Annotated in this window: 17 protein-coding genes and 1 tRNA gene; 13 read left to right on the forward strand and 5 right to left on the reverse strand. The window is 57.1% G+C overall.

The window, feature by feature from the left end:
• Positions 1-69 precede the first annotated feature (69 nt).
• Positions 70-519, reverse strand: coding sequence for a hypothetical protein (locus tag AB7M25_RS28650; RefSeq protein ID WP_104451164.1), 450 nt, complete (start codon positions 517-519; stop codon positions 70-72).
• A gap of 254 nt (positions 520-773) precedes the next feature.
• On the opposite strand from AB7M25_RS28650, the gene AB7M25_RS28655 reads away from it, so the two are divergent.
• From AB7M25_RS28655 to vapC, 6 genes are all read left to right on the forward strand, one after another.
• Positions 774-1,832 (forward strand): PDDEXK nuclease domain-containing protein, encoded by a 1,059-nt coding sequence (locus AB7M25_RS28655; RefSeq protein ID WP_454238281.1) that lies wholly within the window; start codon positions 774-776, stop codon positions 1,830-1,832.
• 68 nt (positions 1,833-1,900) lie between these two features.
• Entirely contained in the window at positions 1,901-2,875 is a 975-nt protein-coding gene (locus tag AB7M25_RS28660; protein WP_454238282.1) for an alpha/beta hydrolase family protein, read from the forward strand.
• A gap of 36 nt (positions 2,876-2,911) precedes the next feature.
• On the forward strand, positions 2,912-3,334 hold the full coding sequence (locus AB7M25_RS28665) for a hypothetical protein (RefSeq protein ID WP_454238283.1): 423 nt from the start codon (positions 2,912-2,914) through the stop codon (positions 3,332-3,334).
• 6 nt (positions 3,335-3,340) lie between these two features.
• Complete coding sequence (locus tag AB7M25_RS28670) at positions 3,341-3,796, forward strand: hypothetical protein (RefSeq protein ID WP_428610048.1); 456 nt, start codon at positions 3,341-3,343, stop codon at positions 3,794-3,796.
• Between the two features lie 171 nt (positions 3,797-3,967).
• A complete protein-coding gene (gene vapB, locus AB7M25_RS28675) occupies positions 3,968-4,198 on the forward strand; it encodes a type II toxin-antitoxin system VapB family antitoxin (RefSeq protein ID WP_116580835.1) in 231 nt (76 codons plus the stop codon).
• Entirely contained in the window at positions 4,198-4,605 is a 408-nt protein-coding gene (vapC, locus tag AB7M25_RS28680) for a type II toxin-antitoxin system tRNA(fMet)-specific endonuclease VapC (RefSeq protein WP_429518434.1), read from the forward strand. The genes vapB and vapC overlap by 1 nt, the downstream gene beginning before the upstream one ends.
• Positions 4,606-4,682: 77 nt before the next feature.
• Here the strand turns inward: vapC and gabP are convergent, their stop codons facing one another.
• Complete coding sequence (gabP, locus tag AB7M25_RS28685; RefSeq protein WP_008046522.1) at positions 4,683-6,074, reverse strand: GABA permease; 1,392 nt, start codon at positions 6,072-6,074, stop codon at positions 4,683-4,685.
• Between the two features lie 564 nt (positions 6,075-6,638).
• Between gabP and AB7M25_RS28690 the strand changes: the two genes are divergently transcribed.
• The 7 genes from AB7M25_RS28690 (at position 6,639) to AB7M25_RS28720 (ending at position 12,160) form a co-directional block, all read left to right on the forward strand.
• Complete coding sequence (locus AB7M25_RS28690; protein WP_007972784.1) at positions 6,639-7,412, forward strand: ABC transporter ATP-binding protein; 774 nt, start codon at positions 6,639-6,641, stop codon at positions 7,410-7,412.
• A gap of 13 nt (positions 7,413-7,425) precedes the next feature.
• Positions 7,426-8,175, forward strand: coding sequence for an ABC transporter substrate-binding protein (locus tag AB7M25_RS28695; protein ID WP_102700258.1), 750 nt, complete (start codon positions 7,426-7,428; stop codon positions 8,173-8,175).
• 72 nt (positions 8,176-8,247) lie between these two features.
• On the forward strand, positions 8,248-8,943 hold the full coding sequence (locus AB7M25_RS28700; protein ID WP_057712425.1) for an ABC transporter permease: 696 nt from the start codon (positions 8,248-8,250) through the stop codon (positions 8,941-8,943).
• Positions 8,940-9,629: an ABC transporter permease gene (locus AB7M25_RS28705; protein ID WP_007972788.1), complete on the forward strand. Its 690-nt coding sequence runs from the start codon at positions 8,940-8,942 to the stop codon at positions 9,627-9,629. The genes AB7M25_RS28700 and AB7M25_RS28705 overlap by 4 nt, the downstream gene beginning before the upstream one ends.
• Positions 9,610-10,839 (forward strand): methyltransferase, encoded by a 1,230-nt coding sequence (locus tag AB7M25_RS28710; protein ID WP_429561461.1) that lies wholly within the window; start codon positions 9,610-9,612, stop codon positions 10,837-10,839. Before AB7M25_RS28705 ends, AB7M25_RS28710 begins: the two co-directional genes overlap by 20 nt.
• Positions 10,840-11,181: 342 nt before the next feature.
• On the forward strand, positions 11,182-12,006 hold the full coding sequence (locus AB7M25_RS28715; RefSeq protein WP_429387998.1) for an FkbM family methyltransferase: 825 nt from the start codon (positions 11,182-11,184) through the stop codon (positions 12,004-12,006).
• A gap of 78 nt (positions 12,007-12,084) precedes the next feature.
• Positions 12,085-12,160, forward strand: a tRNA-Thr gene (locus tag AB7M25_RS28720).
• 277 nt (positions 12,161-12,437) lie between these two features.
• Here the strand turns inward: AB7M25_RS28720 and AB7M25_RS28725 are convergent.
• The 3 genes from AB7M25_RS28725 to AB7M25_RS28735 form a co-directional block, all read right to left on the reverse strand.
• Positions 12,438-12,635, reverse strand: a complete 198-nt coding sequence (locus tag AB7M25_RS28725) for a hypothetical protein (protein ID WP_407515086.1) — start codon at positions 12,633-12,635, stop codon at positions 12,438-12,440.
• A 19-nt stretch (positions 12,636-12,654) separates the two neighbouring features.
• The gene (locus AB7M25_RS28730) at positions 12,655-13,521 is read right to left on the reverse strand and encodes an SDH family Clp fold serine proteinase (RefSeq protein ID WP_454238284.1); all 867 of its coding nucleotides are present in this window, start codon (positions 13,519-13,521) and stop codon (positions 12,655-12,657) included.
• An 809-nt stretch (positions 13,522-14,330) separates the two neighbouring features.
• Complete coding sequence (locus tag AB7M25_RS28735) at positions 14,331-16,592, reverse strand: KAP family P-loop NTPase fold protein (RefSeq protein ID WP_454238285.1); 2,262 nt, start codon at positions 16,590-16,592, stop codon at positions 14,331-14,333.
• Positions 16,593-16,682 lie beyond the last annotated feature (90 nt).

The following is a 16,682-nucleotide window of genomic DNA, read 5'->3' on the forward strand; positions in this document are numbered from 1 at the left end:
TGCCGGCATAACTCCGGCACCCAATACCGAAAACCCTGAGTCGCAGGGCTCAGGGCCTAGAGCGTCTCGTTAACTCGCATCATTCCAGTGAAAAACCAGGTTACGGGCTGCACCACTGCCAACATCGGCAACGTCCTGCCGGGTTTCGCCGTTGCGCGTCGCAATGACCGTGTATTTACCGGCAGGCAGCTTCACATAAACCAGCGGACCGGCGTTATTGAGCGTCAGCACGGTTTGCCCCGGGGCTTTCTGAATGACCACGCTCACGTCAGGAATGTATTCATTTCCCGTCCCGACAGAGAACGTCATGTGCAGGTTATAGCCGGTGGTCTGCTGGATGGCCCTGGATTCATCCTCGCCGATACCGCCGGACAGGTAGGCGATGCCGTTTTGCTCCTGGCTCTGCACCTGTACGCCAGTGCTGTCGACTGGATCAAGGCTGGCGGCGGGTGACATCGATGGAAACATCAGCACGCCGACGGCGGTGAGTGGCAACAGGAGTGAATGGAGATATTTCATGATGACGACTCCCGGGTTCTGCAGAACCCAATCGTTACACTCTTTGGATTTCCTGCTGGAGGGAGGGGTTTTAGATCGATTTGGCCTGAGTACGAAACGTACTACGCCATTTTCGCCTCATCCCTCGCCCGCCCTCCGATACGTCCTGCCAGCGAATCCGGTTTTTCCTGCCTGTTTTTCAGTCACTCCCGGCAGCTTCGAAGGGGGCTCACTGGTCATGCTCTTTCCCTGTCCAATCTGCTGCGGAAGACCTCATGACGGCCCTCACACCCAACGACACTCACGATCCCTATCTGGCTTCACTACTTGGAAACCTTGGCAAATCGATCCATCAGGCACGCCAGAAGGTGCTTCGGGCGGTCGATACCGTTCAGGTGCAAACCTGTTGGCAAATCGGGCGACATATCGTCGAGTTCGAGCAGGAAGGCGCTCGGCGGGTGAGGTATGGCAAAGAATTACTGTCGACCCTGGCAAACAGGCTTACTTCAGAATTCGGGAAAGGCTTTGACGAAACCAATCTGCGAAAAATGCGCCAGTTTTATCAGGCCTTTCCAATTCGTGACGCACTGCGTCACGAATTGAGCTGGACCCACTATCGCCGCCTGCTTCGGGTCGACAACGACAGCGCCCGTCTCTGGTACATGAACGAATCAGCCACCCAAAACTGGTCAAGTCGCGCCCTGGAACGCCAGATCAATACGCTGTACTACGAACGCCTGCTGGCGAGCCGCGATCGCGGCAGTGTGAAGCAGGAGGCCGCCACCAACATTCAAAACATGAAGGCCAGCCCTCGGGATTTCATCCGTGATCCGGTGGTCCTGGAGTTTCTGGGTTTGCCCAATGCCGGCAAGCTTCAGGAAAGCGAGATCGAACAGGCGTTGATCGAACAACTGCAAGGCTTCTTGCTGGAGCTGGGTAAGGGCTTCGCGTTCATTGCCCGCCAGCAACGCATCAGTACCGACAGCAAAGACTTCTACATCGACCTGGTGTTCTACAACTACTTGCTCAAGTGCTTCGTCATCTTCGATATCAAGTGCGGTGAACTGACCCATCAGGATGTGGGGCAGATGGACATGTACGTGCGCATGTACGACGACCTGAAACGCGGCGCGGAAGACGGCCCCACTGTCGGCATCATTCTCTGCGCGCAAAAGGATGAATCCGTGGTGCGTTACTCGGTGCTTGAAGGAAACGAACAACTGTTCGCCAGCAAGTACAAGCTCGTCCTGCCGAGCGAAGAGGAACTCCGTAACGAACTGGATCGGGAACGGGCGGCTCTTGAAGAACGACTACTCGATCAATCACTGCGTTGAGGCCAATGGATTGTTCATCAACGGCATCAAGACTATCGTTGGCAGCTACCCGCAAAGGTCCGACGCCGATGAATTTGCAGGACACGCCTTCACTCGCTCCAACTCAAATCGAGTTGCCATTGCAATGCGCCGCGTCCGGCGAACCATTCAAGGAAACCGCTGCAGACGGCTTCGTCCTCGGTGGCTTCACCTGGCGACACCCCTCTCGGGATGCCGCTCGTCCGATCGTGATCATCAACGCCGCCACCTCGGTTCGTTGTCGTCATTACTCGCGCTTCGCCGACTATCTGTTCGATCATGGCTTCGATGTCATCACCTATGACTACCGCGGCATCGGCGAGTCGCGGCCGGCATCGCTCAAAGGCCTGAAGGCTTCATGGACCGATTGGGGAGCGCTGGATTTCGAGGCGATGCTCAAGCGCGCACAGCGTGAGTTCCCCGGGCAGCCTATCGATGTGGTCGGCCACAGCTTTGGCGGCTGCGCAGCGGGCCTGGGGGCGTCCGGGCACCTGATCCGGCGTCTGGTAACAGTCGGAGCCCAATTCGCCTACTGGCGCGACTATGCGCCCGCCCATCGCTGGCGGATGTTTGGCAAGTGGCATGTGCTGATGCCACTGCTGACGATGATCTACGGCTACTTTCCGGGCAAACGCCTCGGATGGCTCGAGGACACACCCGCCGGCGTGGTCCGTGACTGGAGCCTGTCCACTGCCCGCTACGAAAAACGCTCCAGCGGCCGCGCGATCAGCACAACAAGCGGGCAACTGCCCTTTGCCGATGTCACCGCACAAACCCTGGCCATCAGCATCAGCGATGATCCTTACGGCACGGTCCCGGCCATCGAACGCCTGCTCAGCTACTTCACCGGCAGTACAAACGCTCACCTGCGTATCCACCCTGAAGACATCGGCGAAGAAGAAGTCGGACATTTCGCCTTTTTTCGCAGCCCATACCAAGCCACACTATGGCCCATTGCATTGGCCTGGCTGCAAAACGGCGAACTGGCCCCCGACACCCCCGGGCGGCGAGTACCGCGCAGCTAAGTCAATTGCCCTTTCAACGAATACGGAACGACGCCCATGGCCTCCGCCAACAAGCAGCACAAACGCGCCTCCCGCGCCAAGGCCAAGGCCAAGGCCAAGCAGAACCGCACCCAGCGGGCCGCCGCGCCGGTCGAGCTGGACCCGAACGACGATCGCATCGACTTCGAATCGGTGGACCTGACCGAACTGTTCAAGAAAATGATCGACGCCGAAAAGATCAGCCAGCAAGCCATGTGCACGGCCTTCCTCGAAGACCCGTTGCTGGAACTGGTGTACGAGCAGGAAGGCGAAGAAGGCGCGATGGACTTCATCCTCGCCGCGCTGATCGAATATCGCCAATGGTCGGCCGAAACAGACGAAGCCGGCGCCCTGGCGTGGATCGAATCTCCGGCCTTCCAGGCCGACTATGTGGCGGCGTCCGACGCCATTGCCGCGCAAACCCAACAGAAACCGAACTGAGTTCCCATGGCCTCCCTGAACAAGCAACAGAAACGCGCCAAGCGTGCAAAAGCCAAAGCCAAGCAGATCAATATCCACGGCAGGAAACCCGCTGCTCTGGACGATGATGAACTCGGCCACCTCGCCGAGCCGATCCCGGAATACACCCTGGCGATGTTCAGCAAAATGCGCGACGCCGAAGCCGTCAGCCGCAGCGAAATGCTCTCGATCCTGCTGACGAACCTCGCCTTTATCATCGTCGACCACCCAGAACTGCTGGACATGGAAAACGCCGACGACGAAGGCATGGCCGCCACCCACCTGGCCGCCGACATGCTGATCGACTACCGCATGTGGGCCGACGGCATGGACCGCGACGCCGCCCAGGCATGGCTGAGCGAGCCACAATTCATTGCTGACTTCGGCACTGCGCTGGACGCCTACCGCGAGTCGCAGGAAACGCCGGAAGAAAAAGCCGAGTAAGGGTTACGACTCAAACAAAAACGGCCGCTCGTCATCGCTGATAGCGGCCGTTTTTTTTGCTCTGAATTGGGCACTTTCCTTCCGTCAGGCACCACGTATATCCCATTGACATATCCAACACAAAACCTATCCTTTGGACTCAAAGCGCCAGCAAAGGCGCAGGAGGTCCAAATGGAACAGACAACCCTTTTCATGAGCAATCGAAGCCAGGCTGTTCGCCTGCCAAAAGCCGTGGCCATGCCAAGCGACGTGAAACGGGTCGACGTCGTCGCCGTCGGCAGAAGCCGCATCATCACGCCCGCGGGTGAAACCTGGGACAGTTGGTTCGATGGCGAAAGCGTCACTGCAGACTTCATGACCGATCGCGAGCAACCTGCCGAGCAGGAGCGTGAGTCGTTCTGATGATCAAGTACATGCTCGATACCAACATCTGCATCTTCACCATCAAGAACAAACCACAGGCGGTACGGGAGGCGTTCAACCGTCATCACGGCCAACTGTGCATCAGTGCGATAACGCTGATGGAACTGATCTACGGAGCGGAAAAGTCAGCAGCCCCCGAAAAAAACCTGGCGGTCATCGAGGGCTTCGCTGCCCGACTTGAAGTCCTGCCCTTCGACAACGAAGCAGCAGCGCACACCGGAATGATCCGATCCGAACTGGCAAAGGCCGGCACCCCCATAGGCCCGTACGACCAAATGATTGCCGGGCACGCACGCTCACGCGGACTTATTGTGGTCACCAACAATCTGCGGGAGTTCGAGCGCGTTCCGGGGTTACGTGTAGAAGACTGGGTTCATGTCGAATGAACACAGAGCAATCGACAGGAACAAAAACGGCCGCTTGTCATCACTGACAGCGGCCGTTTTGCATTACGCGATATGGATCAGTTCAGCACTACCGCGCCACGCTTTTCCAGTTTGCGACGGCGAGCCACCAGCAAGCCGGCCGCTACTACCAGGGCACTGAGCAAGCCGGTCGCGAGGATTTCCACACGATGGGCATCCTGGAACAGCATGATGGTCAGGGCCGCAACGATGAAGACGATCACCGCGTAGGTCAGGCCCGGGAACAGCCACATGCTGAAGACGATTTTCTCACCGCGGGCCATACGCTGCTTGCGCATGCGCAGTTGCGAAATCGCGATCACCAGGTACACCAGCAACGCGATGGCGCCGGAGCTGGCCAGCAGGAATTCGAACACGGCAGCCGGGGCCACGTAGTTGGCGAATGTTGCCAGGAACGCAGCGCCGGTGGACAACATCACCGCCCAGTAAGGCGTGCCACTTTTGTTGGTGCGCGTGGACATGGCCGGTGCATCACCGCGCTTGCCCAGGGAGAACAACATCCGCGACGAGGTGTAGAGCGCCGAGTTCAGGCAGCTGGTCACAGCAACCAGTACCACGATGTCGACGATGATCTTGGCATTCGGGATGCCCATGCGCTCAAGCACGGTCTGGTAGGAGCCCAGGCTTGCCAGTACAGGGTCGTTCCAAGGCACCAGGGCCACAACGATGAAGATCGACACGAGGTAGAACAAGCCGATCCGCCAGATCACCGAGTTGGTAGCCTTGGAGATTTGCTTGCCAGGGTTCTTCGATTCCGCGGCCGCGATGGTCACGATCTCGGTGCCCATGAAGGAGAACATGGTGGTCAGGATCGCGCCCAGTACCGCGCCCATGCCGTTTGGCAGGAAGCCCTGAGTGTCGAACAAGTGCGAAACGCCGCTGACCTGACTGTTCGGCAGGAAGCCGAAGATCGCCGCTACGCCGAGAATGATGAAACCAATGATGGCCAACACTTTGATCAGGGCAAACCAGAACTCGAATTCACCGTAGTTCTTCACGCTGAACAGGTTGGTCACGGTCAACAGCATCGTGATGACCAGGGCGAAGGCCCAGATGTCCACGCCTGGGAACCAGGCATGCAGGATGGTCGCGGCAGCGTTGGCTTCCAACGGGATCACCAGAACCCAGAACCACCAGTACAACCAGCCGATGGTGAAGCCGGCCCAGTGACCAATCGCGCGGTCGGCGTAAGTCGAGAACGAACCGGTGTCCGGCGAGGCAACGGCCATTTCGCCGAGCATGCGCATCACCAGCACCACCAACATGCCGGCGGCGGCGTAAGCCAACAGAACAGCCGGACCTGCAGCGGCGATGGCGTGACCCGAGCCGACGAACAAGCCGGCGCCGATAACCCCGGCAATCGACAGCATGGTCACATGACGCGGTTTGAGCCCCTGTTCGAGGCCGTTAGAGCTTTGGGTACTGCTCATTGAAACTACCTTTGTAAGGAAAAGCGAATGCGTGCATCCCGTTCAGCGATCCTTCTCGTAAAAAGAAGCCAACGGGGCGTTCTGGATTCTGCACGCAATAATTGCGCCAAAATGTTTCAAATCCCTCTAGCCCGGTGATCTCACTTCGACCGGACGGTCATCGCAACCCATTGAATTTAATGGCACTTTGCCAGAACGTTACCCTGCGACCCACATTGCGGGGCAAATCCGCGCACCGGAAACACACTTGAAAATGGCTCTGCGCACATTAAAAGTGCACAACCGCTGCATTTGGCCGGATAGCGCTTCCAACACCCCGTCAAAGCTGGCAACATCGCGCCTTTTTTTGCGACAGCCACCGCGCTTTTTGTCGACAGGCAAGGTTCAAACGGCTGTTCGGTTGTTGATGGGGCGACAGTCTGCTGCGCCGATGCGACAACCTGCCACACGCCAGCCGTTTACCGTCCGTAGCGCTGTTGGCTGCCATTGAAACGCTATGCTAGGTTGGCCGCCTCGCCAGGAAGGCCACCAACAGCAGGAGCGCAACATATATGAGGAACGCACATGGCTGAGGCCACGCCCGCGCTTGAAATCCGCAACTTGCACAAACGCTACGGTTCGCTGGAGGTGCTCAAAGGCATCTCGCTGACCGCCCGCGACGGCGATGTGATCTCGATCCTGGGTTCCTCCGGCTCCGGCAAGTCCACGTTCCTGCGCTGCATCAACCTGCTGGAAAACCCGCACCAGGGCCAGATCCTGGTCGCCGGCGAAGAACTCAAGCTCAAGGCTGCGAAGAACGGCGAACTGGTGGCCGCCGACGGCAAGCAGATCAATCGCCTGCGCAGCGAAATCGGTTTTGTGTTTCAAAACTTTAACCTGTGGCCGCACATGAGCGTGCTCGACAACATCATCGAAGCCCCGCGCCGCGTGCTCGGCCAGAGCAAGGCCGAAGCCATCGAAGTCGCCGAAGCCCTGCTGGCCAAGGTCGGCATCGCCGACAAGCGCCACGCCTACCCGGCGCAATTGTCCGGCGGCCAGCAACAACGCGCGGCCATCGCCCGCACCCTGGCCATGCAGCCCAAGGTCATCCTGTTCGACGAGCCCACCTCCGCGCTTGACCCGGAAATGGTCCAGGAAGTACTTAATGTCATCCGCGCGCTGGCCGAAGAAGGCCGCACCATGCTGCTCGTGACCCACGAAATGGGCTTCGCCCGTCAGGTCTCCAGCGAAGTGGTGTTCCTCCACCAGGGCCTGGTAGAAGAGCAAGGATCGCCACAGCAGGTGTTTGAAAACCCGCTTTCGGCGCGCTGCAAACAATTCATGTCCAGCAACCGCTAACGGAGCTACCCACATGCAGAACTACAAAAAGGTCTTCCTGGCAGCCGCCGTCACCCTGGCGTTCAGCGCCGGTGCCATGGCCGAAACCCTGAAGATGGGCATCGAAGCGGCTTACCCGCCGTTCAACAATAAAGATGCCAGTGGCAATGTCGTCGGCTTCGACAAAGAGATCGGCGACGCCCTGTGCGCCAAGATGAAAGTCGAGTGCACCGTCGTGACCTCCGACTGGGACGGCATCATCCCGGCCCTGAACGCCAAGAAGTTCGACTTCCTGATCTCCTCGATGTCGATCACCGACGAGCGCAAGCAAGCGGTGGACTTCACCGACCCGTACTACTCCAACAAGCTGCAGTTCATCGCCAAGAAAGACGTCGACTTCAAAACCGACAAGGCCTCGGTCAAAGGCAAGATCATCGGCGCCCAGCGCGCGACCCTGGCCGGCACCTTCCTGGAAGACAACTATGGTGACGACATCACCATCAAGCTCTACGACACCCAGGAAAACGCTTACCTCGACCTGACTTCCGGCCGTCTGGACGGCATCCTGGCCGACAAGTACGTCAACTACGAATGGCTGAAAAGCGACGCTGGCCGTAGCTACGAGTTCAAGGGCGACCCGGTGGAAGAAAGCGACAAGATCGGTATTGCCGTGCGTAAAAACGATCCGATCCGCGCGAAGCTGAACACCGCGCTGAAAGAAATCGTCGCTGACGGCACCTACAAGAAAATCAACGACAAGTACTTCCCGTTCAGCATCTATTGATTCTGACCTGCCTGACCGGCGCCTGATGGCGCCGGTTCTCGGCCTTGCCTGCCGCGATTTGAAAAGAAATCCATGATTATCGACCTCTACGGATTCGGCCCGGCGCTCGCCGCTGGCGCGCTGATGACTGTGAAACTGGCACTCTCGGCCCTGTGCCTGGGGCTGGTGCTCGGTCTGCTCGGCGCCTTGGCCAAGACTTCCCCGTACAAGCCGCTGCAATGGCTTGGCGGCACTTATTCGACCCTGGTTCGCGGCATCCCGGAATTGCTCTGGGTGCTGTTGATCTACTTCGGCACGGTCAACCTGATGCGCGCCCTGGGCGAGTTCTTCGGCAACCCCGACCTTGAACTCAACGCCTTCGCCGCCGGCGTGATCGCCCTGGGCCTGTGCTTCGGCGCCTACGCCACGGAAGTATTTCGCGGCGCGATCCTCGCCATCCCCAAGGGCCATCGTGAAGCCGGCGTGGCCCTGGGCCTGTCGAAATGGCGCATCTTCACCAAACTGATCATGCCGCAGATGTGGCGCATCGCCCTGCCCGGCCTGGGCAACCTGTTCATGATCCTGATGAAAGACACTGCGCTGGTGTCGGTGATCGGCCTGGAAGAAATCATGCGTCACGCGCAAATCGGCGTGACCGTGTCCAAACAGCCGTTCACCTTCTATATGGTCGCCGCGTTCATGTACCTGAGCCTGACGGTGCTGGCGATGACCGGCATGCACTTCCTGGAAAAACGCGCCGCCCGCGGCTTCGCGAGGAGCACCCAATGAACTGGGAAGTCATCATCAAGTGGCTGCCGAAACTGGCCCAGGGCGCGACCCTGACCCTGGAACTGGTGGCCATCGCCGTGATCGCCGGTTTACTGCTGGCCATTCCGCTGGGCATCGCCCGCTCGTCGCGTCTGTGGTGGGTGCGGGCCTTTCCCTACGGCTACATCTTCTTTTTCCGGGGCACGCCGCTGCTGGTTCAACTGTTCTTGGTCTACTACGGCCTGGCGCAGTTCGACGTAATCCGTAACAGCTCGATGTGGCCCTATCTGCGCGATCCCTTCTGGTGCGCCACAGCGACCATGACCCTGCACACGGCGGCCTACATTGCGGAAATCCTGCGCGGCGCCATTCAGGCGATTCCACCGGGCGAGATCGAAGCGGCACGGGCACTGGGCATGTCCAGGCCAAAAGCGCTGTTCTTCATCATGCTGCCGCGCGCGGCGCGCATCGGCCTGCCGGCCTACAGCAACGAAGTGATCCTGATGCTCAAGGCCAGCGCCCTGGCCAGCACCGTGACCTTGCTGGAACTGACCGGCATGGCCCGCACCATCATTGCCCGGACCTACCTGCCGGTGGAGATCTTCTTCGCCGCGGGCATGTTCTACCTGGTGATGGCTTACGTGCTGGTGCGCGGCTTCAAGCTGTTGGAGCGCTGGTTGCGCGTCGATGCCTGCCAAGGGCGTTGAGGATGGCGTGTTGACGGGCGAGGCCTTGCTCGCCCGCTTCACCGCGCTGGATGCTTTTCTGACAGAGCATCAGGCACTGTGGAAACCTCGGCCATTCACTCATCTGCAGCTTCCCTGGGAAGCGTCCTACCCAGCTCTGGCCGAATGGCTACGCGAGCGGTCGTTGAAAGACGCGGAAAACGCCCACAATCAACCTGCCCTCCTGAATGCGCCGGAACCCTTTGCTTCCTTGGCATCGATGTCCGTTGCCTTGAGTGCCGTGGATGAATTGCCTGCATACGCACTCGAAGCGGCCGGCCATCGACTGAACGTCGATGTACCGGGACGCAAATGGCAGCAGATCGAAGCCTTCGCCAGTCGATTGCAGTTCTGCGAAACACCGAAGCATTGGCTGGACTGGTGCTCGGGCAAGGGACACCTGGGGCGCCGCCTGCTGCAACCGGGGCAACAACTGACTTGCCTGGAATACGACCCGGCACTGGTAACCAGCGGCCAGGCACTCAGCCAGCGTCATCACCTGCATGCAATGCATATTGAACAGGATGTGCTCGCGACAGACGCCGCTGCCTTACTGAGTGCGCACCACACGCCCGTCGCGCTTCACGCCTGCGGTGATTTGCATGTGCGGCTGATTCAACTTGCCAGCGCCACAGGCTGCAAACAGCTCGCCATCGCGCCGTGCTGCTACAACCGGATCAGTCTTGCCCACTACTCGCCGATTTCCTCGGCCGCCCAAGGCTCCGGCCTACAGCTTTCCCTCGACGACCTGGCGTTGCCCATGAGCGAAACCGTCACCGCTGGCGCCCGCGTGCGCCGTCAACGTGACACCTCCATGGCCCGGCGCCTGGGTTTCGACTTGCTGCAACGGCAACTGCGCGGCATGGACCAGTATCTGCCGACCCCTTCACTGCCCAGCGCCTGGCTGGACAAACCCTTCGCCGATTACTGCCATCACCTGGCCGCACTCAAAGAGTTATCCACAGTCGGCCCGCAAAATTGGCCAGTCCTCGAAGCCGCCGGTTGGCAGCGACTGGCCGAGGTACGCAACCTTGAGCTGCTACGCGGACTTTTCCGACGTCCGCTGGAGCTTTGGCTGGTTCTTGACCGGGCAGTTTTCCTCGCCGAACAGGGCTACAGCGTCCGCGTCGGTACCTTCTGCGAAACACCGCTCACGCCGCGTAATTTCCTGCTCCTGGCCGAACGCGCTTAATCACACCCAACCTGTGGATAACTCTGTTGATGAAATAATCGTGGATCCAATATCCACGCCGGTTTTAGGGCTGAAACCTTCTGTTCATTTTTTGTACACCCACATAAAAAATCGAAAAAACAGGTATTTGCGGACAAATGAGAACGGATCCACAAATTCGGCCTAAACCCGGTGCGCTGCCAATGCCATTGTGCATAAGCATTTAACCAAAACGACATAAACGCCTAATCCCGGACCGCAGACAGGGGAAATTGCACCCTTTCATTTCTCTTGATATACACACACGCAAGGGCGCCGGCAGCGCGGCCACGAACAAGAACATTCCTCCGACAGGATGCGCCAGTGACCTTCATTTCCTACGCACAAAATTTCGAAGACATACGCCTGTGGCGCGCCCTCAAAACCGTCGAAAACGGCTTCTACATCGACGTCGGGGCAAACGACCCGACCCATGACTCGGTCACCAAGGCGTTCTACGACAACGGCTGGACCGGCATCAACGTCGAACCGATGCCCAACTACTACGAAGCCCTGTGCCAGCAACGCCCCAAGGACACCAATCTGCAATGCGTGGCCGGCGAAAGCGCCGACAGCCTGACCTTCTACGGCATCGCCGACACCGGCCTCTCGACCGTCGACCCGGCCATGGCGCAGATGCACAAAGACGCCGGCATGGACGTGCGCAGCCAAACCGTCCAATCGCGCACCCTGACGTCCATTTGCGAAGAACACGCCCAAGGCCGCGCGATCCACTTCCTGAAAATCGATGTCGAAGGCCACGAAGAAACCGTCCTGCGCGGCATGGACTTCACCCAGTGGCGGCCGTGGGTCATCCTCATCGAAACCCCGTGGGAGCGCGACCAGACCTGGGAAACCCTCGTCACCGACGCCGGCTACCAGTCCATCCTCTTCGACGGCATCAACACCTACTACCTCGCCGAAGAACACCTGAACCTCAAACCCGCCTTCGACATCCCGCCGTGCAACCTGGACGAGTTCCAGTTCTGCAAAGGCCACAACTTCAGCCACCCCGTCAGCGACACCGAAAACCAGCTCGCCGCCGCCCTGCACCGCGCCGAACAGGCCGAAGCACAGCTGCGCGCAATGCAAAACAGTCGAACCTGGAAAGCCATTCAGAAACTCAAGAAAACCCTGCTACGCGCCTGACCCGAAGCCCGCGTAAAAATAGTCAGAATTCAGGGGTTTACAGAACCTATCCAATCGCTATAATCGTCGCCCTGACACGCCGGTATAGCTCAGATGGTAGAGCAACTGACTTGTAATCAGTAGGTCCCGGGTTCGATTCCTGGTGCCGGCACCATATAGATCAACGACTTAGGCTCACCTTACGGTGGGCCTTTTTCGTTTCTGGCTCTAGCCTGCTTCAATTTTCCCCGTTCGTTCCCCGTTTCGTGCTTTAAGCTCTGACTGCATCACCAACCTAGCGCTGTGGATTTGCTTAAGCCATCAATAACTTACGCGTGCAATGCTGCCAGCGGCTGCATCTGAATATCGCCAAATAGAAACCTGCTACCAAACAATTATGCCAAGCACAAAAAAGCCTCGCGATTTGCGAGGCTTTGAGACCAGCTTGGAAATCACAATGTGCTTTGCGGAGGAGTCATTGAGGATGGATCAATTGGCGCAATTTTGTAGCGCTCAGGTTGCACGGCTCCGGATTTCACCAGCCGATCATAACGATCGTTGATCGCGGTAAGGCGTTGAGCCCTTTCTCCCGCTCGGCTCGCTGACTCACGCGCAATCGCCTCAACTGTACGGTTTGTAAGCGTCGTCATGGCTTCCCTCCCTCACTTGTTATGTGTAGTGAAGCATAAAAGCAGATTGTTGGCGCTCTGCATGCTCTGTGATCAGTTCTGAATAAACGCGCAGATTCTGCCTGAGCTGTTCGTCATCCGTATAGTCCTCAATCTTCAGCTTCAGACCATCGGTTAAGGTATTGATTCCGATCATTCTGCCGTGTGAATGCCAGCGATTGTTATCGCTGAGATCTTTAGCGATCTGTTCGGCACGAGCCTCTTTCTCTGCTTCGGAAACTGCCGTACCAGGGTTAGTACAGCTGTGGACGGTCCAGTCTTTGAATTTGTACTTTACTAGCCATTGTTTGAGCAGGCTCACAGAAAGGTCCCGCGCTTGTTCATAGCGGCGAAGGGTAGCTAAGTCCAGACGCTGAAGCATCATGAACTCAGCATCTGTGAGGCTTCCAGCGGCGGACTTTTCGATCAGTTGATTAACTTTATCGATGTATCCAAGAGCCGGCACTAGCTGCCCATCTGCCAAAGGGACCTGAGGGTCGATGGGGCCCAGGGAGGAGGTGTAGTCCATGAAGATTTTGTCTCCGGACATGCAAAAAATTGTACCGGCAGACATGGCCGCGGTAGGCACCATAAAAAATACCTCGCTAAAGTAATGGCGAGTTACTTCAACCATTTTTTCAACTGCTTCTACAACGCCTCCAGGCGTAGCTATGACGATGCATATCCGGTTCGGATGCTTCGTGTTGTCACGATGTCGTACCAATTCTTCAATTGCATTTACATATGCACTTTGAACAGCAGGGTGAATAGGACCTGAATATGCGAGCAAGGAGCACCCAAAATGCTCCGCAATTAGGCCTCGATAATGGCTTAGAGCTAAGAGAATGTGATTATCAAGACTTGGCATATTCGATCCCCAAAACCACTTTTTCCAACGTTTGGTTTTTTATTCTAAAACCACCTTAGCTGGAGATTTAGGTGCGCGCCATTTTGAGCCAGATCGCCGGGATCAGAGGAGTCATCCTCTCCCTAACAAGATTGCCAATCATCCAATGTGTGACTGATTTCAAAAAACGGGGGAACGGGGGAACAGTGGGAACAGCCAATGTTTCCGGGGGGTTGAGCGGGGGAACTTGTACCCCAGTGTTTTTGGGGGGGGAACAGAGACTGCCAGATCGACGGAGCAGCCACTTGAGTTAACCAACCGAGTTAACCAGTTAACCAAGAGTTAACTGAGTAATTTAGTCGGTTAACTCCTAGTTAACCGCCCTGAAGGGCCCAGCCCGCTTGCCTCTAAGCCGATTTAACCGGCCAGTTCGAGCGGTTAACCAGTTAACCGAGTAATTTAGTCGGTTAACTCCTTAGTTAACTGCCCTGAAAGCCACAGCCCGCTTGCCTCTCAGGCGAATTTAAGGATGGCCGAGTTAACCAGCTCAAATGGTTAGTTAACCGGGCTACAAGCCACGGCCCGTAAGGCTTTCAGCTTAGTTAACCAGCCGAGTTAACCAGTTAACTAACTTTGGCGGGGTGCCGCTAACGAATTTGCGCGAGTCTTCGCACCCGTCCCCTACCAAAACTGCCAGGGTCCCCGGCGTTTTTCTGGATAGGTATCCATCCCGCAATGTGTGCTGATGCCTTGAGAGAGAAATGCATTCTAGACCAAAAAAATGGCAAAAGCGGCCGATTATATTGGTCGGCAATAAGCTCATGGTCACCTCAGTCATAATCCGATTTTTCTCCCCGCTCGTGTCTTCCCATTGCGTCGTCGATAAGCTCAATGGCTTGTTTTTCATTTCCGGTTAGTGTTGCGCGATCGATTTGGGCAAGCCATGCTTTACATGGTTCGATCCCAAACAAATCATCAAGCGTTGCGATACGCACAAAGTAGAAGTTGGACGTAACATCACCGCCATAGCTGGTCCCCTTGTTTACGACCGAGCGAGCGAGCAGAAGAAACCGCTCCTTTGTCGAGACATGCTGGTTGGTCCACTTTTTCCCCGCGCCATCCGAAAACTGGTTCAACCGATACACGTAGGAAACGAAGTTCCAATGCGCGAGAAATGCGTCAGGATCCTGGTCCCCATCCGCCAATAGCGCCTTAACAAATGCATGTTTAAGTGCCTCGAAGCCCAACTCATCCAGATCGGTGAGATCTGATTTTCTGCGGGCGGCGGACTCTGTCATCAAAAGACGTTCGAGCACGGCGAAACCTTGGACTTTTTCGAAGGCTCGTAACAATAGATCGCTACGCACGGTTGGTTCATCGTGGCGCCGAAGAAAGAACAACAACAAGCGGAACGTCTGAGTATGCGCGGACAGGGACGTCATGGATGACTCACCTCCGCTCACGGTTTCGCCAGCCTTCAGCAGGGTCTCGACAACACCTTCAGACTGGTCAAGCGGAAACTCCTCAATCCGGGACTCCAGACGCTCCAAAATCGCCTTCTGTCGTGTTTCGTCGCAACCACGCAACGCGTCGCAAAATTGCTGCGTATCGGTCAGCCGCTGAAGCAGAAAATGCAACAATGAGTTGGAGACCTCCTCGGCCGGGAGCCCTAACTCAAAGTAACGGTCAAAAAAGTCGCTACAGCACACCCGAGAGTCGCGCACCCATCGCATCCGAGTAGAGCCACAGTACGTGGTGTTTTTGAATACCCAGTCCAGAGTTGGGAACAGAAATTTGACCGTCTCCTCTACACCCGATCGATACTCCTGCGGTGCACGCTCCACTATTCGCTGAATCAGTCCTGCAATTCGCTCCTTTTCGCTTTGCGTTTGGGACATGGCCATTCGGCTGCCAGTCAGCAACTCTTTATTCTGCGCTATTGCTTCGTAGCTGGACGGAGCAAAGACCCGCAAGCACTCCAAGCTAAACAAATCTACGGCGTTGATCTCCGCCACGTCCCCCCCACGCAGCAATCGGCAGTGGAAGGAGAGCGTGGACGTGTAGCGGTAAACATCCCGCAGGTTCTGGAAAAACGGTTTCATGCCTCGGCGATAGACGCCAGCCCAGTAGTTTGAGTCGAAGTTTGCAGCCAATTGCGACTCGGCGGCCAAGATCGCGTCCAGGCGTTGAAACAGCACCGTTTCCAAGCTTGAGGCTGGAAGAACGGGAACGCTGAACGGCACCTGGATGATTTTCTCCAGATACTCTGCCCCGTTGAAGCCGGCGCGCTCGAGCCCCTCCTCAACGACATCACGTTGAAACAGCAATAGGAACACCACGTTGGGGAATTGCATATTGCCCTTGACCAGTTGGAACAAGGCCTTCATTTGATCCGATGCCAGACGATCAATGTCATCCATAACGATCAGTAACGGATGATTTCGCTTGGCCAACAGCGAGGATATTTCACTGCGAATCTCGCTCAGGGTGAGCTCCTCATCCTTTGCCGTCTTGTCCGCGCTGTCGGCCAGATCCTGCAGAAATTTGGCAACTTTTTTGAGCAATGCCGGGACCGCCGCTACCGCCGTGATGCCGCTGACGAAATGCAGTACCGTCTGCATCATGGGATTGTCGACCCAACTACTGAGATAGTTCGCGGCCAGCGCGGATCCGAGTAGTAGCGGCAGGTATTTGGTCATGCCATCGATCACCGCCGCGCCGGTGTTAATACGTCGTCCATACCGGCGCAGGGCTTTGGCCAGCCGCTTGCCCGCTTTGGTCTTGTCTTTTCGTTGAATGGCTAGGGAGACCTCGTCGAAAAAAGTCGCGCTGAGTTTCTCTTGGCCAGCCCACTCCCATGGATTGAACTCGATGACTTCATGTTCGGGGATGTTCTTGAAGTCTTCAATGACCAGGTTCTTGATCGAACTCTTGCCACTGCCCCAGGCGCCCGTCAGCGCAATTACCAGACTTTCCTGATCTTTCCAGCTGGCCATTGCTTCAGCCAGGTTCTTGGCAAACCCCGATCGGCCGAGGATATCTTGTTCGTGCTTGGCAATTGGCCGATCATCGGCAAACCGTAAATCTTCCATGTTGTTTTCCTTACGCCATAGACCTCGTGGCGAATGCGATGATGATATCGATCCGCGCTGCTCATGCAGTCGGACGTTTCTACGATGCAG

It is taken from the genome of Pseudomonas sp. AP3_22 TE3818 (assembly GCF_053628995.1).